Raw genomic sequence first — 16769 nt, 5'->3', positions numbered from 1 at the left:
AGCCCGCTCAGGCCTGGTTGACGGGCCGCGTGCGCACTTCCGGAGGGGGCTCGATCGCCGCCGCGACGGGAGGGAGGGGGAAGAGCCGGGCGGCGACCCAGGGAATCAGGGCGAGGTAGGTCAACGCGGCGGCGTAGAAGGGGGCTTTCATGCTCCATCCCACCAGCACGCCGCTGACGATCGGCCCGACCGCGCCTCCCAGGAGGGTGGCGCTGCTCAGGATCCCGTAGTAGGAGGCCCGGCGAGCGGCCGGGATGAAGGCCCCGCCCACGGAATAGCCCAGCGTGATGCCGCCCCCGGTGAGGAACCCGGCGAGGATCCGCAGCGCCAGGAATTCCCGGGGCGTTCGGCAGAAGGTCATCAGGATCGTGACGAGCGCGGCTCCCGAGAGGATCCCGGCGATCAGCGGCCCCGGCCGGGCCCGCGCCACCAGCCGTCCGAGGAGGTAGGCGGACAGCGCCGCCGCCAGCGCATGCGAGGTGACGATGACTCCCGACGTCGTCGCCACCTCCTGGGGGAAGTCGCCGATCATGTTCTGGACCAGCAGCGGGATGAAGGTGGGGAAGGATCGATCCACCAGGTTCATCAAGAAGAGGAACGGAATGATCGGCAGGAACCCGGGCAGGCTTCGCATTGCCGGCCAGTCGAAGCGCCAGCCGATCCCTCCGCGGCCCGTCCGGGCTTCGCGGCGGCCGGGCGGCTCCTCCGCGTCGCGGTAGAGGATGAGAATGAGGGCCAGCGCGACGACGCAGCATCCCGAGGTCACCAGGAAAGCGTTGCGGATTCCCACGAGCGCGTAGAGCAAGCCGCCGGCGAAGGGGCCGATCGCCGTGCTGAGAATCTGGGTCGCCTGGAGCGTTCCGATGGCCCGGCCGATCCGATCCTTCGGGCAGGAATGCGTCACCAGCGCCGCGGACATGGCGGAGAACCCCGAGAAGATCCCCAGGATGATGCGCAGCGCGAGCACCTGGTAGACGTTGGCCGCGAAGTACATCAACGCCCAGATGACCGTCATCGTGACGAGCACCCGCCCCACCATCAGTCGCATTCCGTAGCGATCGCCGATCCGCCCCCAGAAGGGGCCGAGCAGGGCCGCGAGCAGGGGAGGCGCGCTGAGGAGAATCCCCGACCAGAACGCGATCCGCCCCACGCCGCGGACCCCGAGCTCCGCGACGTAGAGCGGGAGGAACGGCATGACCAGCGTGAAGCCGAAGAACACCAACCCCGCGGCGATGTTGACCGCGAGCTGGTTGCGCCGCCAGGTTTCGCGCGGAAGACTGGACGCGGCGAGGCGGGCCAATCCGATTTTCGAGCTCAAGAGGCTCCTTCGCCCGTCGAGAGTGGGTGGCGACATTATAAAAGGGGGACGCCGGGCGCGCTTGTGTCGCGACGGCGCGGGGCTTAGAATGCCCGCCCGAATGGGAGCACGACGATGACTGCCATCGAGTTCGGCCACGTTCCGATGGTCAAGGTGACGCGGGGGGACGTGGTGGAGTCGGTGCACCACGGCGCCGCCGTGGTCGTCGATTCCCGCGGCGAGGTCCTGGCGTCGGCCGGCAGCCCGGAAGCCTGCACCTTCCTGCGATCGGCAGCCAAGCCGTTTCAGGCGCTCCCGCTGCTCGCCTCCGGCGCGGCCGACCACTTCGGCATCAACCGCAAGGAGCTGGCGGTCATCGTCTCCTCGCACAGCGGCGAGAGGATGCACCTCGATCAGGTCCGGTCGATCCTCCGGAAGAGCGGCTGCAAGCCGTCGGATCTGCAGTGCGGCGCCCATGCCCCGTTCCTGCGCTCGGCCGCCGCCGCGCTGGCGCGATCGGGAAAGCGCCCGACGCCGCTTCACAACAACTGCTCCGGAAAGCACGCCGGGATGCTGGCGCTGTCGCGCTTCCTCCGGAAGCCGATCAAGAGCTATCTCTCTCCCGAGCACCCGGTCCAGCAGGCGATCCTGAGGTCGGTCGCCCGCTACGCGGCGGTGCCCGAAACGGCGATCCTCCAGGGAATCGACGGGTGCTCCGCGCCGACCTTCGCGCTCTCCCTGCGCCAGGCGGCCGGCGGCTTCGCCCGCCTCCTCGACCCGCGCCACATGGCGCCGGAGGAGCGGGAGGCGGCGCAGAGGACGATCGCGGCGATGCGCGCCCACCCCGAGATGGTGGCCGGTACCGGTCGCCTCTGCACCCTGCTCATGCGGGAGGTCGGGCAGTCCTTCATCGCGAAGATCGGGGCCGAGGGATTCTACGGGATGGCCTACCGGGACGGGTCCCGCTGCGTCGGGATCGCGCTGAAGATCTCCGACGGCAACGGCGATCGGGCGCGGACCACGGCCGCCGTGGAGATTCTGATCGGATTGGATCTTCTCTCCCGCGAGAAAGCCGACCGGATCCTCGCGAGCCAGGGCCTCCCCGAGGTGAGGAACGTCCGCGGCAGGATCGTGGGACGCGTCGCCCCTTTGTTCACCCTCGCCTGACTCCGGCTCCCGCCCGCAAGCGTGCTATAATTGCGCCGACTTAACCCGAGTTATTCATGAAGGTCCGTAGCGAGAACGTGGAGATGGCTGCCATCACGGGAGCCCGCAGGGGCGAGGACCCGAGGCGTACTGACGGTACGTCGCCAGGTCCGCGGCCCGAGGACGCCCGTCAGGGCGGCCAGATCCGCGTTCGCAGCAGGAGCTTGGTGGATAATTCGGGTTAGAGACCCTCATGGCATTTCCAACGCCGCGTGGTCCGAGAGCCTCCCGTGAGATGAAACGAAACGGGCGTCCCGCCTTCCTCCGCGAGGTGACACATGGGCAGCAAGGTGATGAGCGTGAAGGACGGCAATCTCGACGAGGAAGTCCTGCGTTCGTCGGTGCCGGTCGTCCTCGATTTCTCCGCGGAATGGTGCGGACCCTGCCGCAAACTGGCTCCCATCATGGAGGAGATCGCGTCGGAGTTCGAAGGGAAGGCGAAGGTGGGCACCGTGGACATGGGACTCTCCCAGGAGACGGCGCTGCGATTCTCGATCCTCTCGGTTCCCACCGTCCTGTTCATCAAGGACGGCAAGGTGCGGGACCAAGTGGTCGGGCTCGCCCAGAAGACCGCCCTCGTCGCCCGCCTGCAGCGCCTCCTCTGAGGTCCGTCCGGCATGGATTCGCTCGACCAAATCCTGACCCGCTGGAGCAATGAGCTCCGGCTGCTTCTCGAGCCGCGCCTTCAGTCCTTTTCGATCAGCGCCTATCTCATCGTGTTCGCCGCGGGCGTCCTGACGTCGTTCACTCCCTGCGTCTATCCGATGATCCCCGTCACCGTCACGTACATCGGCGGCGCCTCGGCGGGATCCAAGCGCCGCGCCGCCCTCCGAACGCTCGTCTACGTCCTCGGGATCGCCATCGTCTACTCGGCGCTGGGGGCTTTCGCCGCGCTGACCCGGCGCTTCTTCGGTCAGATCGCCTCCAGCCCGTGGGCCCTGTTCGCCGTCGGGAACGTGATCCTCCTGTTCGGCCTTTCGATGCTCGACGCCGTCGTGATTCCCATTCCGGGAATCCTCATGCGCGGCTCCCGAGGGGGGGAGAACTACCTCGGCGCGATGGTCATGGGGATGGCCTCGGGATTGGTGGCGGCTCCCTGCACGGCGCCGGTCCTGGGAACGCTCTTGATTTACGTCGGCTCCCGGGGCAACATCGCCTACGGCGCCTCGCTCCTCTTCGTGTTCGCGCTGGGGCTCGGCTTCCTGCTCATGCTCCTCGGGACGTTCACCGGGGCGCTGACCTCCCTGCCCAGGGCGGGCGCCTGGATGGTGACGATCAAGAAAGTGTTCGGCTTCGGCATGATCCTCGTGGCAGAGTATTTCCTCATCGAGACCGGAAAGCGGCTGCTGTGAAGACCCGCAGGCTCCGGCTCCCGCTCGCCTTGCTCCTGCTCGGAGCGCTCGCCGTCCCGGCGGCGGAGCGCCGGGAGAAGCCGCCGCGGATCGGGGAGATGGCGCCTCCCTTCACCCTTCCCGACCTTGAGGGCCGGAGCGTGTCCCTCGAAGGGTACCGGGGCAGGGAAGTGGTCCAGATCGTCGGGTGGGCCACCTGGTGCCACGGATGCCGGGAGGAGCTTCCGCGGCTGCTGAGCGCCTACGAAAAGCTCCACCGGAAGGGCTTCGAGATCCTGGCCATCACCGGTCCGGTGGGCCAGGACCTCGAAGACGTGAAAGCCTTCGCCCGGGAGAAGTCGATCCCTTATCCCATCCTGTACGACGAGAGCCGATCGGTCCTCCAGCGCTACGGGATGTTCTACGTCCCCTACAATTGTCTTTTGGACCGGAGCGGCAGAGTCGTCTACGAAGGCGGCGATCTTCCGGAGGACTACGAGAAGCGCATTGAGCAGCTCCTGGCCCGGAATGGAACGTCCTAGACTGCTCGCTTCGGCGCGCGGACCGCGCCCGGCGCGCCGGACGGTCTCCGACGCCCCGCGGGCCGCTCGACACGCCCCCGGCGAGGGTGCCCCAAGGGACGGCCGGCGCTCGGCCGGATCGCTTTCCCCGGGAGCGCGGCCCGGCCGTTCCGAGCGCGCCATCCTCGTCGGCATCCGGGGGCCCCGGCAACGCCTCTCCGAGGTGGAAGAGCATCTGGAGGAGCTGGCCAGGCTGGCCGAGACGGCCGGCGCGTCGGTGGTCGGGACGTTCCTCCAGGAGAAGCCCCGCCGCGACCCGGCGACCGCGGTCGGACGCGGCAAGGTTGCGGAGATCCTCGAGGGGAAGCTCGCGCTGAAAGCCGGGCTGGTGATCTTCGACGACGAGCTGACTCCCGCGCAGGTCCGCAATCTCGAAGGAGCGCTCGAAGTCACGGTGGTGGACCGCCCGGGGCTCATCCTGGACATTTTCGCGCGCGGCGCCCGGTCGCGTGAGGCCAAGGTGCAGGTGGAGCTGGCCCAGCTGCGCTACCTCTTGCCGCGGCTGGCGAGGCGCTGGAGCCACCTGGAGCGCCAGGCGGGCGGCATCGGCGTGAGGGGAGTCGGAGAGACGCAGCTCGAGACCGATCGCCGCTTGATCCAGCAGCGCATCGCCCGCCTGGCCGGCGATCTGAAGCAGATCGAGAAGGACCGCGGCGAGCGGCGCAAGCGCCGCCGGGAAGCGATGAAGGTCGCCCTGGTCGGCTATACCAACGCCGGGAAGTCGACGTTGCTGAACCGGCTCACCGGTGCTGGGGCGGCGGCCGAGGATCGGCTGTTCGCCACGCTCGATCCCCTGGTCCGCCAGGGTCGCGGCGAGTGGGAGCGCTTCCTCTTCATCGACACCGTCGGCTTCATCCGCAAGCTTCCCCCCCAGCTCGTCGCCTCGTTCCGCAGCACGCTGGAGGAGGCCCGAGCGGCGGACCTTCTGCTCCACGTGGTCGACCTCTCCCATCCGCGGTTCGAGGAGCAGATGGCCACGACGCGGCGGGTGCTGGAAGACCTGCAGCTCGACGATCGCCCCATCCTGGTGGCGTTCAACAAGGTCGATCAAGTCGATCTCCAGACCCGCCGGCGGGCCGAAGCCGCGAATTCCGGCGCCCTCTTCGTCTCGGCCTCCACCGGCGAGGGCGCGGGCGACCTGCTTCGCGCCCTTCAGGAGGAGGCCGACGGCGCGATGGTCCTCGGGGAGGCCGCGCTGCCGCCGACGGCGGGGGCGGCGATCGCCCGGATCCATGCTCTCGCCCGGGTCCTCGAGAGCCGGATGGTGGATGGCCGCCTGGAAATCCGCTATCGCGCGCGGCGCGAAGACGCGGGCATGCTGGCCAGGATGATTCGCGAAGCGGGAGGCAGACCCTGATGGCGAAGCGCATACGCGTGGGCGTGATCTTCGGCGGCCGCTCGGTGGAGCACGACGTGTCGCTCGTTTCGGCCCGGTCGGTCCTGCGCCATCTCGACCCCGGCCGCTACGAGGTGATCGCGATCGGCATCACGCGCGCCGGGAAGTGGGTCACCGCCGCGGACCCCGGGCAGCTGATCGACCGGGGGCTGGATTGGGAGGGGGCCGAGGAATGCGTCCTGCCGGCCGACCCCGCCGCCGGCGGCTTCATCCGCCATCCGCGCGCCGGCGCCGCCCCTCTGGCCGAGCCGCTCGACGTCGTCTTCCCCGTCCTGCACGGCGGGCAGGGGGAGGACGGAACGCTCCAGGGGCTTTTGGAGCTCGCGGATCTTCCCTACGTCGGCGCGGGAGTGATGGCCTCCTCCGTGGGGATGGACAAGGACATGATGAAGCGGGTCTTCCGGGAGGCGGGGCTGCCGGTCGTGGCGAGCCGCACGCTGCTGCGGAGCCGGTGGCCGGAGGCGCGGGAGGGCCTTATGAAGGAGCTCCCCGCCGAGCTGGGCTTTCCGTGCTTCGTGAAACCGGCCAACACCGGCTCGAGTGTCGGGATTTCGAAAGCCCGCGACGCGCGGCAGCTCGCGGACGGCATCGTCCTGGCGTTCCGCTACGACCGCAAGGCGGTTGTGGAAGCGGCGGTGGACGCCAGGGAGATCGAGTGCAGCGTGCTGGGGAACGACGATCCGATCGCTTCGGTGCCGGGGGAGATCGTCCCGTGCAACGAGTTCTATGACTACGAGGCGAAATACCTGGACGAGGGATCCCGGTTGATCATCCCGGCCGAGCTGCCGGCGGACCGCGCGGAGGAGGTGCGTCGCGTCGCCGTCGAGGCGTTTCGGGCGGTGGACGGCGCCGGCATGGCGCGGGTCGACTTCTTCCTCGATCGGAAGAGCGGCCGCCTGGTCCTGAACGAGCTCAACACCATCCCCGGGTTCACTCCCATCAGCATGTACCCCAAGCTCTGGGAGGCTGCCGGCATCCCCTACTCCGAGCTCCTGGATCGGCTCATCCTGCTGGCGCTGGAGCGCCATCGGGAGAAGCGCAGCAGCGTCACCGACTTTCAGCCTTCTCCGGGCGGCCGGAATCCTTGACAATGCCCGGTGCCGATATTATCGTAACCGGGAGTATCCAAGGGGAGCTCTCAGCGTAAGGTCATGGTCGACAGCGGTGTCCTCGTCCTCAACCGGCTCTTCCAGGCCATCCAGATCACTTCCGTCCGAAGAGCCTTCTGCCTGCTCTACAAGGGAGAGGTTCGCGCCGTAGCGCCCGACTACACCACCTACGATTGGGAAGATTGGAAAGACGTTCCGGCGCAGCCGAACGACGAATTCCTGGCCACTCCCTCCTTCCGGATCCGCATCCCCCGGGTCGTGCTCCTGCTGCATTTCGATCGCTTGCCGCGGCATGAGATCCGGTTCACCCGCAAGAACATCTTCTTTCGGGACAAGAACCGCTGCCAGTATTGCGGCGGCCGGTTCACCACCAGCGACCTCAACCTCGATCACGTGGTGCCTCTCTCCCGGGGCGGGAAGTCGACCTGGGAGAACGTCGTCTGCTGCTGCGTGCGCTGCAATTCCCGAAAAGGCGGCATGCTTCCCTTCGAGGCGGGCATGCAGCTGATCAAGGCTCCCCTCCGTCCCCGCTGGCACCCTTTCGTCAAGCTCTCCCTCAGCCACTCCCGCTACGAGTCCTGGAAGAACTTTCTGGACGTCGCCTACTGGAACACCGAGCTGATCGACTGACTTTTGGTAGCTCGTCACGCTCCGCCCCCCCCGGCTGGCGGGTGGGCGGGGACTGTGATATTTTCGGTTCCACATGAACCGCCCCTATCGGTACGAGCGCGCCGGGAATTCCATGGGAATCGGCGGGACGATGACGCCGGCGGTGCGCGCGCTGATCATCGTGAACACCGCCATCTTCGTGTTCGAAGGCCTGATGCGTCTCGCCAACTTCGGCGGGCTGGACGAGATCTTTCGATCGTTCTTTGCGCTCCAGCCGAGCCTCGTCTACGGGCGCGGTTATCTCTGGCAGCTCGTCACCTACCTCTTTCTCCACGGCGATCTCTCCCACATCCTGATCAACATGTTCATGCTCTGGATGTTCGGCGTGGAGATGGAGAGGATGTGGGGAGCCCCCCGGTTCCTGAGGTATTACTTCCTCACCGGAGTCGGAGCGGGGGTCGTCACCTGCTTCTTCTCGCCGGAGAGCCGGACGATCGGCGCCTCCGGGGCGATCTTCGGCGTGATGCTCGCCTATGGCATGACCTTCCCGGATCGTCAGATTCTCTTCTGGTTTTTCTTTCCGATGAAGGCCAAGCACTTCGTGCTGCTGCTCGCCGGGATCGAGCTCTGGGTCTCCTCGAGCTTCGTCTCGGACGGCATCGGGCACTTCGCGCATCTCGGAGGGATGCTCTTCGGCTACCTCTACCTGAAGCGCGCCTGGAGGCTGAAGGATTGGATCTCGGAGCTGCGCTGGAAAGCGCGGCGGCGGAGGTTCAAGGTCTTCGAGAGCCGGGAAGACAAAGACCGCTACCCCTATCACTAGGGCGTAGCGGTCCTCGACTCGGCGGTTTTCCCGTCCGCGGCTACTGCTGGCAGTGGTAGTCCAGCAGGCTCTGCAGCAGTTGCGTCACGTAGTCGTCCGGCGCCCCGACCGGAATCACCGAACGGTAGTGCTTCTCGATCGCCCCATTGTCCAGGATCCCGATCGCCAGCGAGCGGTTGACGACGGCCGCCACGACCGCCTTCGTGCAGGCAGGACCGATCCTGGTCGCCCCGCCGAGCGCATCCTTCTTGCAGTTGGCGGTCTGCGTGGACGAGCAGGGAGGGATCGCGGGCGTGTCGTTGCCTCCGTCCGGCAGGATCTGCGGCGCCGGCGCCGAATGTCGAACCGGCCCGGGGGACGGAGCGAGTGCCGGACTCAGCCATTCCGGAGGCGAGAACCTCGCCAGCTCGCGGACCAGATCCCGCGGGCTCAAAGCCAGGCTTCCGGTCAGCGGATCGAACGTGGCGAACATGATCGTTCCCGTCTCCGCGGATTCCACCCACACCAGGTAAGCGGTGCCGTGCGCGTCGGTCCCCGTTTGGGGCCGGACATGGTCTCGGGGGCCGGAGGTCAGGTACTCCGGCTGCGCCCACGCCTGGTTCACGAACCGGGAATAGGCGATCTGATCGAAGGCCCCGTCGTGGCGGGTCCAGACCAGGAACGGCCCGGACGCGCCGGGCGCGAGGACGAGGACGGGGTCGCGATCGCCGCCGCCGGTTCCGGACGGGGCAATCGTCCCGGTTTGCAGGGTTCCGTCGGGGTGGAGCACGGAATACGCGAGAGCCGCCGGGCCGGAAGAGCCGGAGACTTGGATCGAGTACACGGTTCCGTCGATGCCGACTACTTGAGCGTCTGCCCAGATGCAGGGGACGAGGAAAAAGGCCGCCGCAACGGGCAGGATCCATCGGGCCATTCTCATCATCGTCCGCTCCTAACTGGGATTCTTGAAGTTCAGGATCTTGCTGACGTCGAACGTCTTCAGGAAGTCCTTCAGGAAATCGAGATCGGGATAGAACTCCTGGAGCTTGCCGAAGAAGAAGTCGGATTCCTTCTCGTTGCCCTGGAGGTAATGAATCTCGCCGAGGAGGTAGTAGCAGGTCTTCACGATGTCCACGTACTGCTTCCTCAGCGCCAGGGCGAGGGCCCGCCGGCCGTACAGCTCCGCTTTCCGGAGAGATCGGAGCTGCATGTAGGCGAAGCTCAAATCCTGGAAGCACTCGGTGACGCACCGCTGATTGCGATGGTGCCGCGCCAGGCCGAGCGCCTCGTGGATATGCAGGATCCCTTCGCGGTACTCCTGCACCAGCACGAGGCAGTAGCCGAGATTGTCCAGGTAGTGCTCCGTCGGCCAGCGGTCGGCGATGCCCGCCTGGCGGACGATCTCCAGCGCCGTGCGATATTCGGCGATGGCCTCCTGGAAATAGCTTTGCATCAGGTAGATGTTGGCGAGCCGGTTGCGGGAGATGGCTTTCCAATGGGGATCGAGGAAGGCGCTCTCCGCGAGAGCCTTCTTGGAGTAGAAGAGCGCGCGATGGGTCCTCCCTTGCTTGGCCAGGCTGCTTGCCAGATTGGCGGAGGCGATGAAGAGGATTTGGTGGTCGGAGCAGCGCAGGAGGATTTCCCGCAGGCCCTGCTCGGCGGCGTGGAAGTTGCCCAGCGAGAGCTGGACGTTGCTGATGTTACAAACCGCGCGGTCGATCTCGAGCTGATCGGCCGCCGCACCCGCCAATTTCCCCGCCGAGACGAAGAGATCCTGGGCGGTCTTGAAGTTGCCTCTCCGGATTTCCTCGTAGGCCTCCTTGGTCAGCTGTTCGTAGCTTTCCTTCCAGGCTTTTTCCATGGCGGACCTACTCTTTCTGTTCGCGATCGCGGTGACCCGGGCCGGCGGACTGACTCTCGCTCTCGTCGGCGTCTCCGTCGAGGCGCTTGAAACGGACGAAGTCCCAGACCTCCCGCTGGGCTTTGAGATCGAGCTTTTGGAACTCGCGGAGGAAGTCGACGTCCTTTTCGGAGATGCTCGGAGGGGCCTCCTCATGGAAGAACTCGGCGATGTTGATCTGGAAAATGGACAGTATCTTGAAGAGCGTCTCGAGGCTGACCTTGTACTCCCCGTTCTCCATGCGACAAAGGTCCGACTGCTGTATCCCGATACTGGTCGCAAGCTCCGCCTGCGTCAGGTTGCGGTCCTTGCGCAAAGTCCGGATGCGGTCGCCCACGAGAAGAGGCTGTTTGATCTTCGACCTTCCCAGGTTCAAGCCAGATGCCTCCTTTTCGAGGCCGTCCCCTTAAGATCCTTTTCCAGCGTGGCTTTCCAGGAATGCTGGTATCGCAAAAAACCCTTGACACCCTTGGGAGCGAAACATATAATCAACTGCGTCAGCTCACACAACAGCTCGTCCAAATGCCAAATTCTTGATGCACGAGCCGCCAAACGTATTGACGCGTAGACAGGGAGTCGTTGACCTGAACGCCAAGGGATTTGCGCCGCTCTCCTTGCAGCACCCCAGGAGCTTCATGTCAATTTCCTACGCGTTCTTAACGTCGGGTGTCGGCGAAACGTCAGGCGCTGGACAAAACACCAGAAATTTGACGTAAGTTTAGGACCACATTGGGTCCTTGTCAAGAAAGAAATATCTCAAGGCCGTCAGCCTGAGTCAGCCGGTTCCACATCCGGCGCGCGCGAGCGCCGGGTGAATCATCCAGGTCGAGGTCATCGGATGGAATATCGGCCCCACGAGCGCAGCAGTGCCGTTTCCAAGTACCTCTCGGAGATCGGCGAGTTTCCTATCCTCTCCAAAGAGGAAGAGCAGAAGCTGGCGGCTTCCATCAAGAGTAAGAGCAAGGCCCATGCACTCAATGAGTTGGTCGAGTCCAACTTGTCGTTCGTGGTGAAGATCGCCTCCGAATACCGGCACCTGGGGCTCCCTTTCGAGGATCTGCTCAACGAGGGGAACATCGGCCTGATCGAGGCGGCCCACCACTTCGACCACAACCGCGGCACCAAGTTCATCACCTACGCCATCTGGTGGATACGCAAGTCGATCCTGCGCGCCCTGTCGCAGCATTCCAACCTCGTCCGCATCCCCAACTATCAGATGAAGAAGGTCCGGAACGTCCGGGCGACGGAGCGGGCGCTGGCGAAGGAGCTGGGCAGGAAGCCCGATCGGGAGGAGATTTCCAAGGAGCTGCAGAGCACCATCGCCAAGATCGACGAGATTCTGCAGATCAAGCTGAGAGAGCTGTCTTTGGACGACAAGATCGGCAGGGAGAAGGACACCCCCATCTCGGATTACCTGGTGGACCAGGGTTCCGTGAATCCCGAGGAGGAGCTCCTGCGCGAGGAAAGCGAGAGTCTGATTCGCCTCGCCCTGAAAGACCTCAATGACCAGGAGCAGACGGTGATCATCAACCGATTCGGCCTGGAGGGGGGGAAGACCTTCACCCTCAAGGAAATCGGGGAGCGGCTGGGGATCAGCCGCGAGCGCGTCCGGCAGATTGAGTTCCAGGCCAAGAACCGCCTCCGCAAGCTGATCTCCCGCAACCGGGCGGTCGCCTCTCCCTCGAAGAAGATCCGGGAAGGGGTGTCGGTCATGAGGCTCAGCATCGTGAGGTCGAAGCTCTCCCACTGATGCTCCCAAGGTCCGGGCACCCCCCGGCCGCCGAAAACCGCAAGCTCAGAGGGCGCCCCGGCGCCCTCTTCCTTTTTGCACCGAACGTGTTATCCTTTCGACCTCGCCCGGGAAGCGGTTTTCCGGGCGTACCCGCAGGGCATCTTCCGTGAGGCTGACGCGCGATCAGGTGGAAGCGATCACCCAAAACCTGGTGCACGCCCTAATTCGCGAAGGCACGATCTCCACCGACGAGCCGGGCGCCGTCATCGACCGGCTGGCGGCGGTGTTCCGCGACGACCTGGCGGTCGAGGATCGCCTCAACGAGGAGGTCCGGGAGATCCTGGAGAAGCACAACGAGGAGATTTCCCGCGGCGACATCGACTATCAGGAGATGTTCCGCAAGATCAAGACGAAGCTCGCCCGGGAGCGCAAGATCATTCTCTGAAGGGCCCCATGCGTCTCAGCCACGAAAAGATCGTCCACCTCTCCCACCTGCTGCTCGACGAGCTGCTCGACGACGATCGGGTCGACTACCACGGCGAGGAGAGCGAGGTCCGCCAGCGCATCGTCGCCCTGCTGAAGGCGGAGCTCGAGAAGGATGACGCCGTGCAAGAGGCGATCCGCCGGAAGATCGGGTCCCAGAAGCGCAACGTTCCCGAGGGAAGTCCCGAATGGGAGCTGCTCTACCGGAAGTACTACGAGGAGGAGCTCGCCAAGGTGAAACGGCTCCGGGAGTGAGCGCGCCGTGTCCATCCCACGCCGTGTCGTCGTCGGGACCGCCGGCCACATCGACCACGGCAAGTCCCTGCTCGTCAAGACCCTCACCGGCACCGACCCCGATCGCCTGAAAGAGGAGAAAGAGCGCGGCATCACGATCGACCTGGGCTTCGCGAACCTGTCGCTTCCCGAGGGAATCCTGGCGGGGTTCGTGGACGTTCCGGGGCACGAGCGCTTTGTCCGGAACATGCTGGCGGGGGTCGGGGGAATCGACCTCGTCCTTCTGGTGATCGCGGCCGACGAGTCGATCAAGCCCCAGACCCGCGAGCATTTCGAGATTTGCCGCCTTCTCCGCATTCCGGCCGGCATCGTCGTCCTTTCCAAGGCGGACCTGGTGGAGCCGGAGATCCTGGATCTCGTGCGCCTGGAGGTCCGCGAGTTCCTGGAGGGGTCGTTCCTGGCGAGCGCTCCCATCCTTCCCGTCTCCTCGAAGACCGGAGTGGGGATAGAGGAGCTGAAGCGGGCGATTGGCGAAGCCGCCTCGCGGGTCCCGCCGCGCTCCGCCGGAATGGTCTTCCGCCTGCCCGTGGACCGCTCCTTCTCCATACGCGGTTTCGGCACGGTCGTCACCGGCACCATGATCTCCGGGAAGGTCGCGGTGGGAGACGAGGTGGAGATCCTGCCTGACGGCGGGGTGGCCCGCGTGCGCGGCCTCGAAGTTTTCGGCGCCTCCTGCAAAGAGGCGGCCGCGGGGCAGCGCACCGCCGTCAACCTTCAGGGGGTCGAAACCTCGGCGGTGGTGCGCGGCAACCTCCTGGCCTCTCCCGGCGCCTTCGCTCCGACGCGCTTGCTGGACGTGTGGCTGGAGGCTCTTCCGGGGGAGGGCATCGAGGATCAGAGCTCGGTCCGGTTCCACCTGCTTTCGGCCGAAGTCATGGGCAGGATCCGCCTGGCCGGAATCGAGCGCCTGGAGCCGGGCGAATCGGCCCCGGCTCAGATGCGGCTCTCGAAGCCGGTCGCCGCGCTGCCGGGCGATCGCTTCATCCTGAGGCGTCCTTCTCCGGCCGCCACCGTCGGCGGGGGGATGGTCCTCGACAACGCCCCGAGGAAGCTGCGCGCGGCGGAAATCGCCGCGGCGCGGGAGCGCTGGGAGCGCCTGAAGGACCCCGATCCTGCCGTCCGCCTGCGCGAATTGATCCGCGGCGCCGGCCGGGCGGGACTGGACCTCGGCGCGCTGCGCGCCCGGACCGGCCTTTCGCCTGCCGCCCTCCTCGACAGCCTGGCCTCCGATCTCGGCGCCGGGCGAATCCTGAAAGTTCCGGCGGATCCTCCCCGGTTCCTCGCCGGCGAGGGCTTCGCCGTTCTCCAGGACGAGGTGATCCGGGCGGTCGGGGCCTTCCACCGCGCCAATCCGCTCCATCTCGGACTGCCGAAAGAGGAGGTCCGGTCGCGGTTCTTCCGCCGCGAGCCGCCCGAAGTGTTCAAGTTCTTCCTCGAAGAGGTCGTGCGCCGGAGCCGTCTCAAGGTGGAACGGGAGATCGTCGCGCTTCACGGGCATCAGGTTTCTCTTCAGGGCGCGGAGGCGGGCGCCGCTCGGAGGCTGGAGGAGAGATTTCGATCCGCCGGGCTGAACCCCCCGGAGCTCGAGGAGGTCGCCTCCCAGCTCGATCTTCCCCGCAAGAAGATCGAGGAGCTCTTCTTCCTTCTCCTGAAGCAAGGCTCCCTGGTCCGGATCAAGGAGGGCGTCGTCTTCCATCGGGAGGCGCTGGATTCCTTGAAGCGCCGGATCTGGGAGTATCGGGCGACTTCCGAGACGATCGACATCGCCCGCTTCAAGGACCTTTCCGGCACGACCCGCAAGAACGCCATCCCGCTTCTGGAGCATCTGGACGCCATCCGCGTCACCCGCCGCGACGGCAATCTCCGCCGCATCCTGCCTCCTCCCGCCTGAGGCTTTCCCGCGCGCCGCCCGGGAAATGAGGCCCCGCGGCGGAGACGCAGCGATAGTGTTGCGTTTCAGAAATCTCGTTAACATCGAGGCCGACGAGACGCCCGGATGGCAAGGCGCGCCGAAGTGCCGCGTACCCAACGCGGTACGCAAGCGAGGCGCAACGCAGCTAGCCGGGATGGATCGACGGCCTCGATGTTAACGAGATTTCGGGAACGCAACACAGGTTTGACAAGGTGGGGAAGCCTCCCTAGACTGGCCCGGGAGGTTCGATGGGCTCGTTCGGCATCGGCGAAATCCTGCTGATCCTTTTGATCTTCCTGCTCCTGTTCGGGGCCGGCCGCCTCCCGGCGCTGGCGAACAGCCTCGGAGTCGCCATTCGAAGATTCCGGGGCGAGATCCGGGAAGGGAAAGAACCGAGCGAGCCGGAGGAGGACCGCTGAGTCCGGAATCGGCGCCTCTTCGGGAGGAGATGGTCTTTCAGCGGGAGGCCGTCGAGCGCCTGAAGAAGGAGATCTTCGGCGTCGATCCCAACTCCTCGCGCAAATACATCCGGGAATTCCATCGCGATTTCAGCCGGTTCGAGGCGGTCAGCTCGCTGGACGATCTGATCGTCACCTGCGTCAAATCCGACATCATCTACATCGGCGACTATCACGCGCTCGCCTCCGCCCAGGCCTTCGAAGCCCGCCTGCTCGCGGAGATCGCCTCCCGGAGCGACGGCGCGGCCCTGTGCGTGGAGATGGTCTTCGGGCGCCAGCAGCGGATTCTGGATCGCTACATGAAGGAGGAGATTTCCGAGGAGGAGTTCCTCCGGCGCATCCGCTACGACCTGGAATGGGGATACGACTGGGAGGCGTTCCGCCCCATCTTCGAGGCGGCGAAGGAGTACGGGCTTCCGGTGTTCGGCATCGATTGCGAGCCGCGGAACGGCTTCCGGTACATTCGGAAGCGGGACGCCTACGCCGCGGCGCGGATCGCCGACATCGCCCTGAAGAACCCCGGCGCGAAGCTCGTCGTGATCGTCGGCGAGTCCCATCTCGCCCGCGAGCACCTGCCCGCGAAAGTCCGGCACGCCCTGAGGCGGAAAGGGCTCGAGCGCCGCTCCACGATCGTGCTGCAGAATCTCGAGCAGGTCTACTGGCAGATGGTGGAGCGGGGGCTGCAGCAGGAGGACGTCGCGCGGCTCGCGCCCGACGCCTTCTGCGTCTTCAACGCGAGCCCGATCGGCAAGTACGAGGCCTACCGGCAGGTCCTCGACCGCTGGAAGGGGGAGAACGAGGACGACGGAGCGGCCGACCTGACGCCCACCGTCTACAACATCATCGACACGATCCTCGATTTTCTCAAGGTGAACAAGTACACCCATTGCCTCAAGAAGGAAGGCCACTGCGTCGAATTCCTCGTCGACGCCTTCCCGGAAGTCTACGGGTCCGCCGACGCGGAGCTGTTCCGCAGGATCCTCCGGACGAACCGCTTCACCCCCGAGGAGGCGGAGGGGATCCTGGCGCACGTGGAGAAGAAGGGCTCCTGCTTCGTGCCTCGCCTGAACGCCATCTTCCTGGGCCGGTTCGATCTGGCCCACGGCGGCGAGGAGGCGGCGCACTTCGTGAACCTCTGTCTCAAGAGGGAGCTGAACGAGGAGGCCCCGGTGGACCTCCCGCTGCACGACCTCTTCTACGGGCAGGTGATGGAAGAGGCGCTCGCCTTCTTCGGCTCCAAGCTCATCGTTCCCAGCCGCAACCATTTCTTCGAGACGGAGTTCTACCAGTACTACCGCAAGGATCGCCGGGTCATCGAAGCGAGCACCCCCTATTCCTACGAGGAGTTCCAGGAGATCATCAGCTTCATCCTGAGCCACAAGAAATTCGAGACGCGCTACGAGGAGTACGACGAGGTTCCCCAGGAGATCCTCGCCGGCATCCGCAGCGAGCCGAAGCGCGCGAACATCCTCGTTCACGAGCTCGGGTATTTCCTGGGACAGCAGATCTACGACGGCTATCACGCGGGGGCCATCACGCGGCGCGAGATCGCCGATCTCTTCCGGAAGAAATTCGTGGAGACGGGAAGCGCCCTGCGCACCTACCTCGATCTGGCGGAGAAGCTCGCCGGAGTGACCGGCTCCTGATTCCCCCTTGCTC

18 protein-coding genes are annotated in these 16769 nt (G+C 65.7%); 14 read left to right on the top strand and 4 right to left on the bottom strand.

Annotated features, from left to right (window positions below; genetic code table 11):
- Positions 1 to 7: 7 nt before the first annotated feature.
- Complete coding sequence (locus VGR67_04575; protein HEV8335673.1) at positions 8 to 1318, bottom strand: MFS transporter; 1311 nt, start codon at positions 1316 to 1318, stop codon at positions 8 to 10.
- 114 nt (positions 1319 to 1432) lie between these two features.
- Between VGR67_04575 and VGR67_04570 the strand changes: the two genes are divergently transcribed.
- The 8 genes from VGR67_04570 to VGR67_04535 all read left to right on the top strand — a co-directional run bounded on the left by VGR67_04570 (position 1433) and on the right by VGR67_04535 (position 8352).
- Positions 1433 to 2464, top strand: a complete 1032-nt coding sequence (locus VGR67_04570; protein ID HEV8335672.1) for an asparaginase — start codon at positions 1433 to 1435, stop codon at positions 2462 to 2464.
- Positions 2465 to 2781: 317 nt separating this feature from the next.
- Complete coding sequence (gene trxA, locus VGR67_04565) at positions 2782 to 3108, top strand: thioredoxin (GenBank protein HEV8335671.1); 327 nt, start codon at positions 2782 to 2784, stop codon at positions 3106 to 3108.
- Between the two features lie 12 nt (positions 3109 to 3120).
- The gene (locus VGR67_04560; GenBank protein ID HEV8335670.1) at positions 3121 to 3855 is read left to right on the top strand and encodes a cytochrome c biogenesis protein CcdA; all 735 of its coding nucleotides are present in this window, start codon (positions 3121 to 3123) and stop codon (positions 3853 to 3855) included.
- The gene (locus VGR67_04555) at positions 3852 to 4376 is read left to right on the top strand and encodes a TlpA disulfide reductase family protein (GenBank protein ID HEV8335669.1); all 525 of its coding nucleotides are present in this window, start codon (positions 3852 to 3854) and stop codon (positions 4374 to 4376) included. Before VGR67_04560 ends, VGR67_04555 begins: the two co-directional genes overlap by 4 nt.
- Positions 4363 to 5772: a GTPase HflX gene (gene hflX / locus VGR67_04550; protein ID HEV8335668.1), complete on the top strand. Its 1410-nt coding sequence runs from the start codon at positions 4363 to 4365 to the stop codon at positions 5770 to 5772. Before VGR67_04555 ends, hflX begins: the two co-directional genes overlap by 14 nt.
- Complete coding sequence (locus VGR67_04545; protein HEV8335667.1) at positions 5772 to 6899, top strand: D-alanine--D-alanine ligase family protein; 1128 nt, start codon at positions 5772 to 5774, stop codon at positions 6897 to 6899. Before hflX ends, VGR67_04545 begins: the two co-directional genes overlap by 1 nt.
- Positions 6900 to 6962: 63 nt before the next feature.
- Positions 6963 to 7550, top strand: a complete 588-nt coding sequence (locus VGR67_04540; GenBank protein HEV8335666.1) for an HNH endonuclease — start codon at positions 6963 to 6965, stop codon at positions 7548 to 7550.
- 73 nt (positions 7551 to 7623) lie between these two features.
- Entirely contained in the window at positions 7624 to 8352 is a 729-nt protein-coding gene (locus VGR67_04535) for a rhomboid family intramembrane serine protease (GenBank protein HEV8335665.1), read from the top strand.
- Positions 8353 to 8392: 40 nt separating this feature from the next.
- Here the strand turns inward: VGR67_04535 and VGR67_04530 are convergent, their stop codons facing one another.
- Genes VGR67_04530 through VGR67_04520 form a run of 3 tightly spaced genes read right to left on the bottom strand, consistent with a single transcriptional unit; the run spans position 8393 to position 10607 of the window.
- The gene (locus VGR67_04530; protein HEV8335664.1) at positions 8393 to 9274 is read right to left on the bottom strand and encodes a hypothetical protein; all 882 of its coding nucleotides are present in this window, start codon (positions 9272 to 9274) and stop codon (positions 8393 to 8395) included.
- A gap of 9 nt (positions 9275 to 9283) precedes the next feature.
- Positions 9284 to 10192: a tetratricopeptide repeat protein gene (locus VGR67_04525; GenBank protein ID HEV8335663.1), complete on the bottom strand. Its 909-nt coding sequence runs from the start codon at positions 10190 to 10192 to the stop codon at positions 9284 to 9286.
- A gap of 7 nt (positions 10193 to 10199) precedes the next feature.
- On the bottom strand, positions 10200 to 10607 hold the full coding sequence (locus tag VGR67_04520; protein HEV8335662.1) for a helix-turn-helix transcriptional regulator: 408 nt from the start codon (positions 10605 to 10607) through the stop codon (positions 10200 to 10202).
- Between the two features lie 462 nt (positions 10608 to 11069).
- Between VGR67_04520 and VGR67_04515 the strand changes: the two genes are divergently transcribed.
- The 6 genes from VGR67_04515 to VGR67_04490 all read left to right on the top strand — a co-directional run bounded on the left by VGR67_04515 (position 11070) and on the right by VGR67_04490 (position 16756).
- On the top strand, positions 11070 to 11981 hold the full coding sequence (locus VGR67_04515; GenBank protein HEV8335661.1) for an RNA polymerase sigma factor RpoD/SigA: 912 nt from the start codon (positions 11070 to 11072) through the stop codon (positions 11979 to 11981).
- Between the two features lie 148 nt (positions 11982 to 12129).
- On the top strand, positions 12130 to 12408 hold the full coding sequence (locus tag VGR67_04510) for a DUF507 family protein (protein HEV8335660.1): 279 nt from the start codon (positions 12130 to 12132) through the stop codon (positions 12406 to 12408).
- Positions 12409 to 12416: 8 nt separating this feature from the next.
- Entirely contained in the window at positions 12417 to 12701 is a 285-nt protein-coding gene (locus VGR67_04505; protein HEV8335659.1) for a DUF507 family protein, read from the top strand.
- A gap of 7 nt (positions 12702 to 12708) precedes the next feature.
- Positions 12709 to 14631, top strand: coding sequence for a selenocysteine-specific translation elongation factor (gene selB, locus VGR67_04500; protein HEV8335658.1), 1923 nt, complete (start codon positions 12709 to 12711; stop codon positions 14629 to 14631).
- A gap of 269 nt (positions 14632 to 14900) precedes the next feature.
- Entirely contained in the window at positions 14901 to 15071 is a 171-nt protein-coding gene (locus VGR67_04495; GenBank protein HEV8335657.1) for a twin-arginine translocase TatA/TatE family subunit, read from the top strand.
- Positions 15072 to 15100: 29 nt separating this feature from the next.
- Positions 15101 to 16756 carry a ChaN family lipoprotein gene (locus VGR67_04490; GenBank protein HEV8335656.1) on the top strand — a complete coding sequence of 552 codons (1656 nt, stop codon included), beginning with the start codon at positions 15101 to 15103 and terminating at the stop codon, positions 16754 to 16756.
- Positions 16757 to 16769: the final 13 nt, after the last annotated feature.

The sequence above is a fragment of the Candidatus Polarisedimenticolia bacterium genome (genome assembly GCA_036004685.1).
Classification (GTDB): domain Bacteria; phylum Acidobacteriota; class Polarisedimenticolia; order Gp22-AA2; family AA152; genus DASYRE01.
The sequence above is the reverse complement of the archived record's forward strand: the minus strand, read 5'-3'. Positions and strand labels throughout refer to the sequence as shown.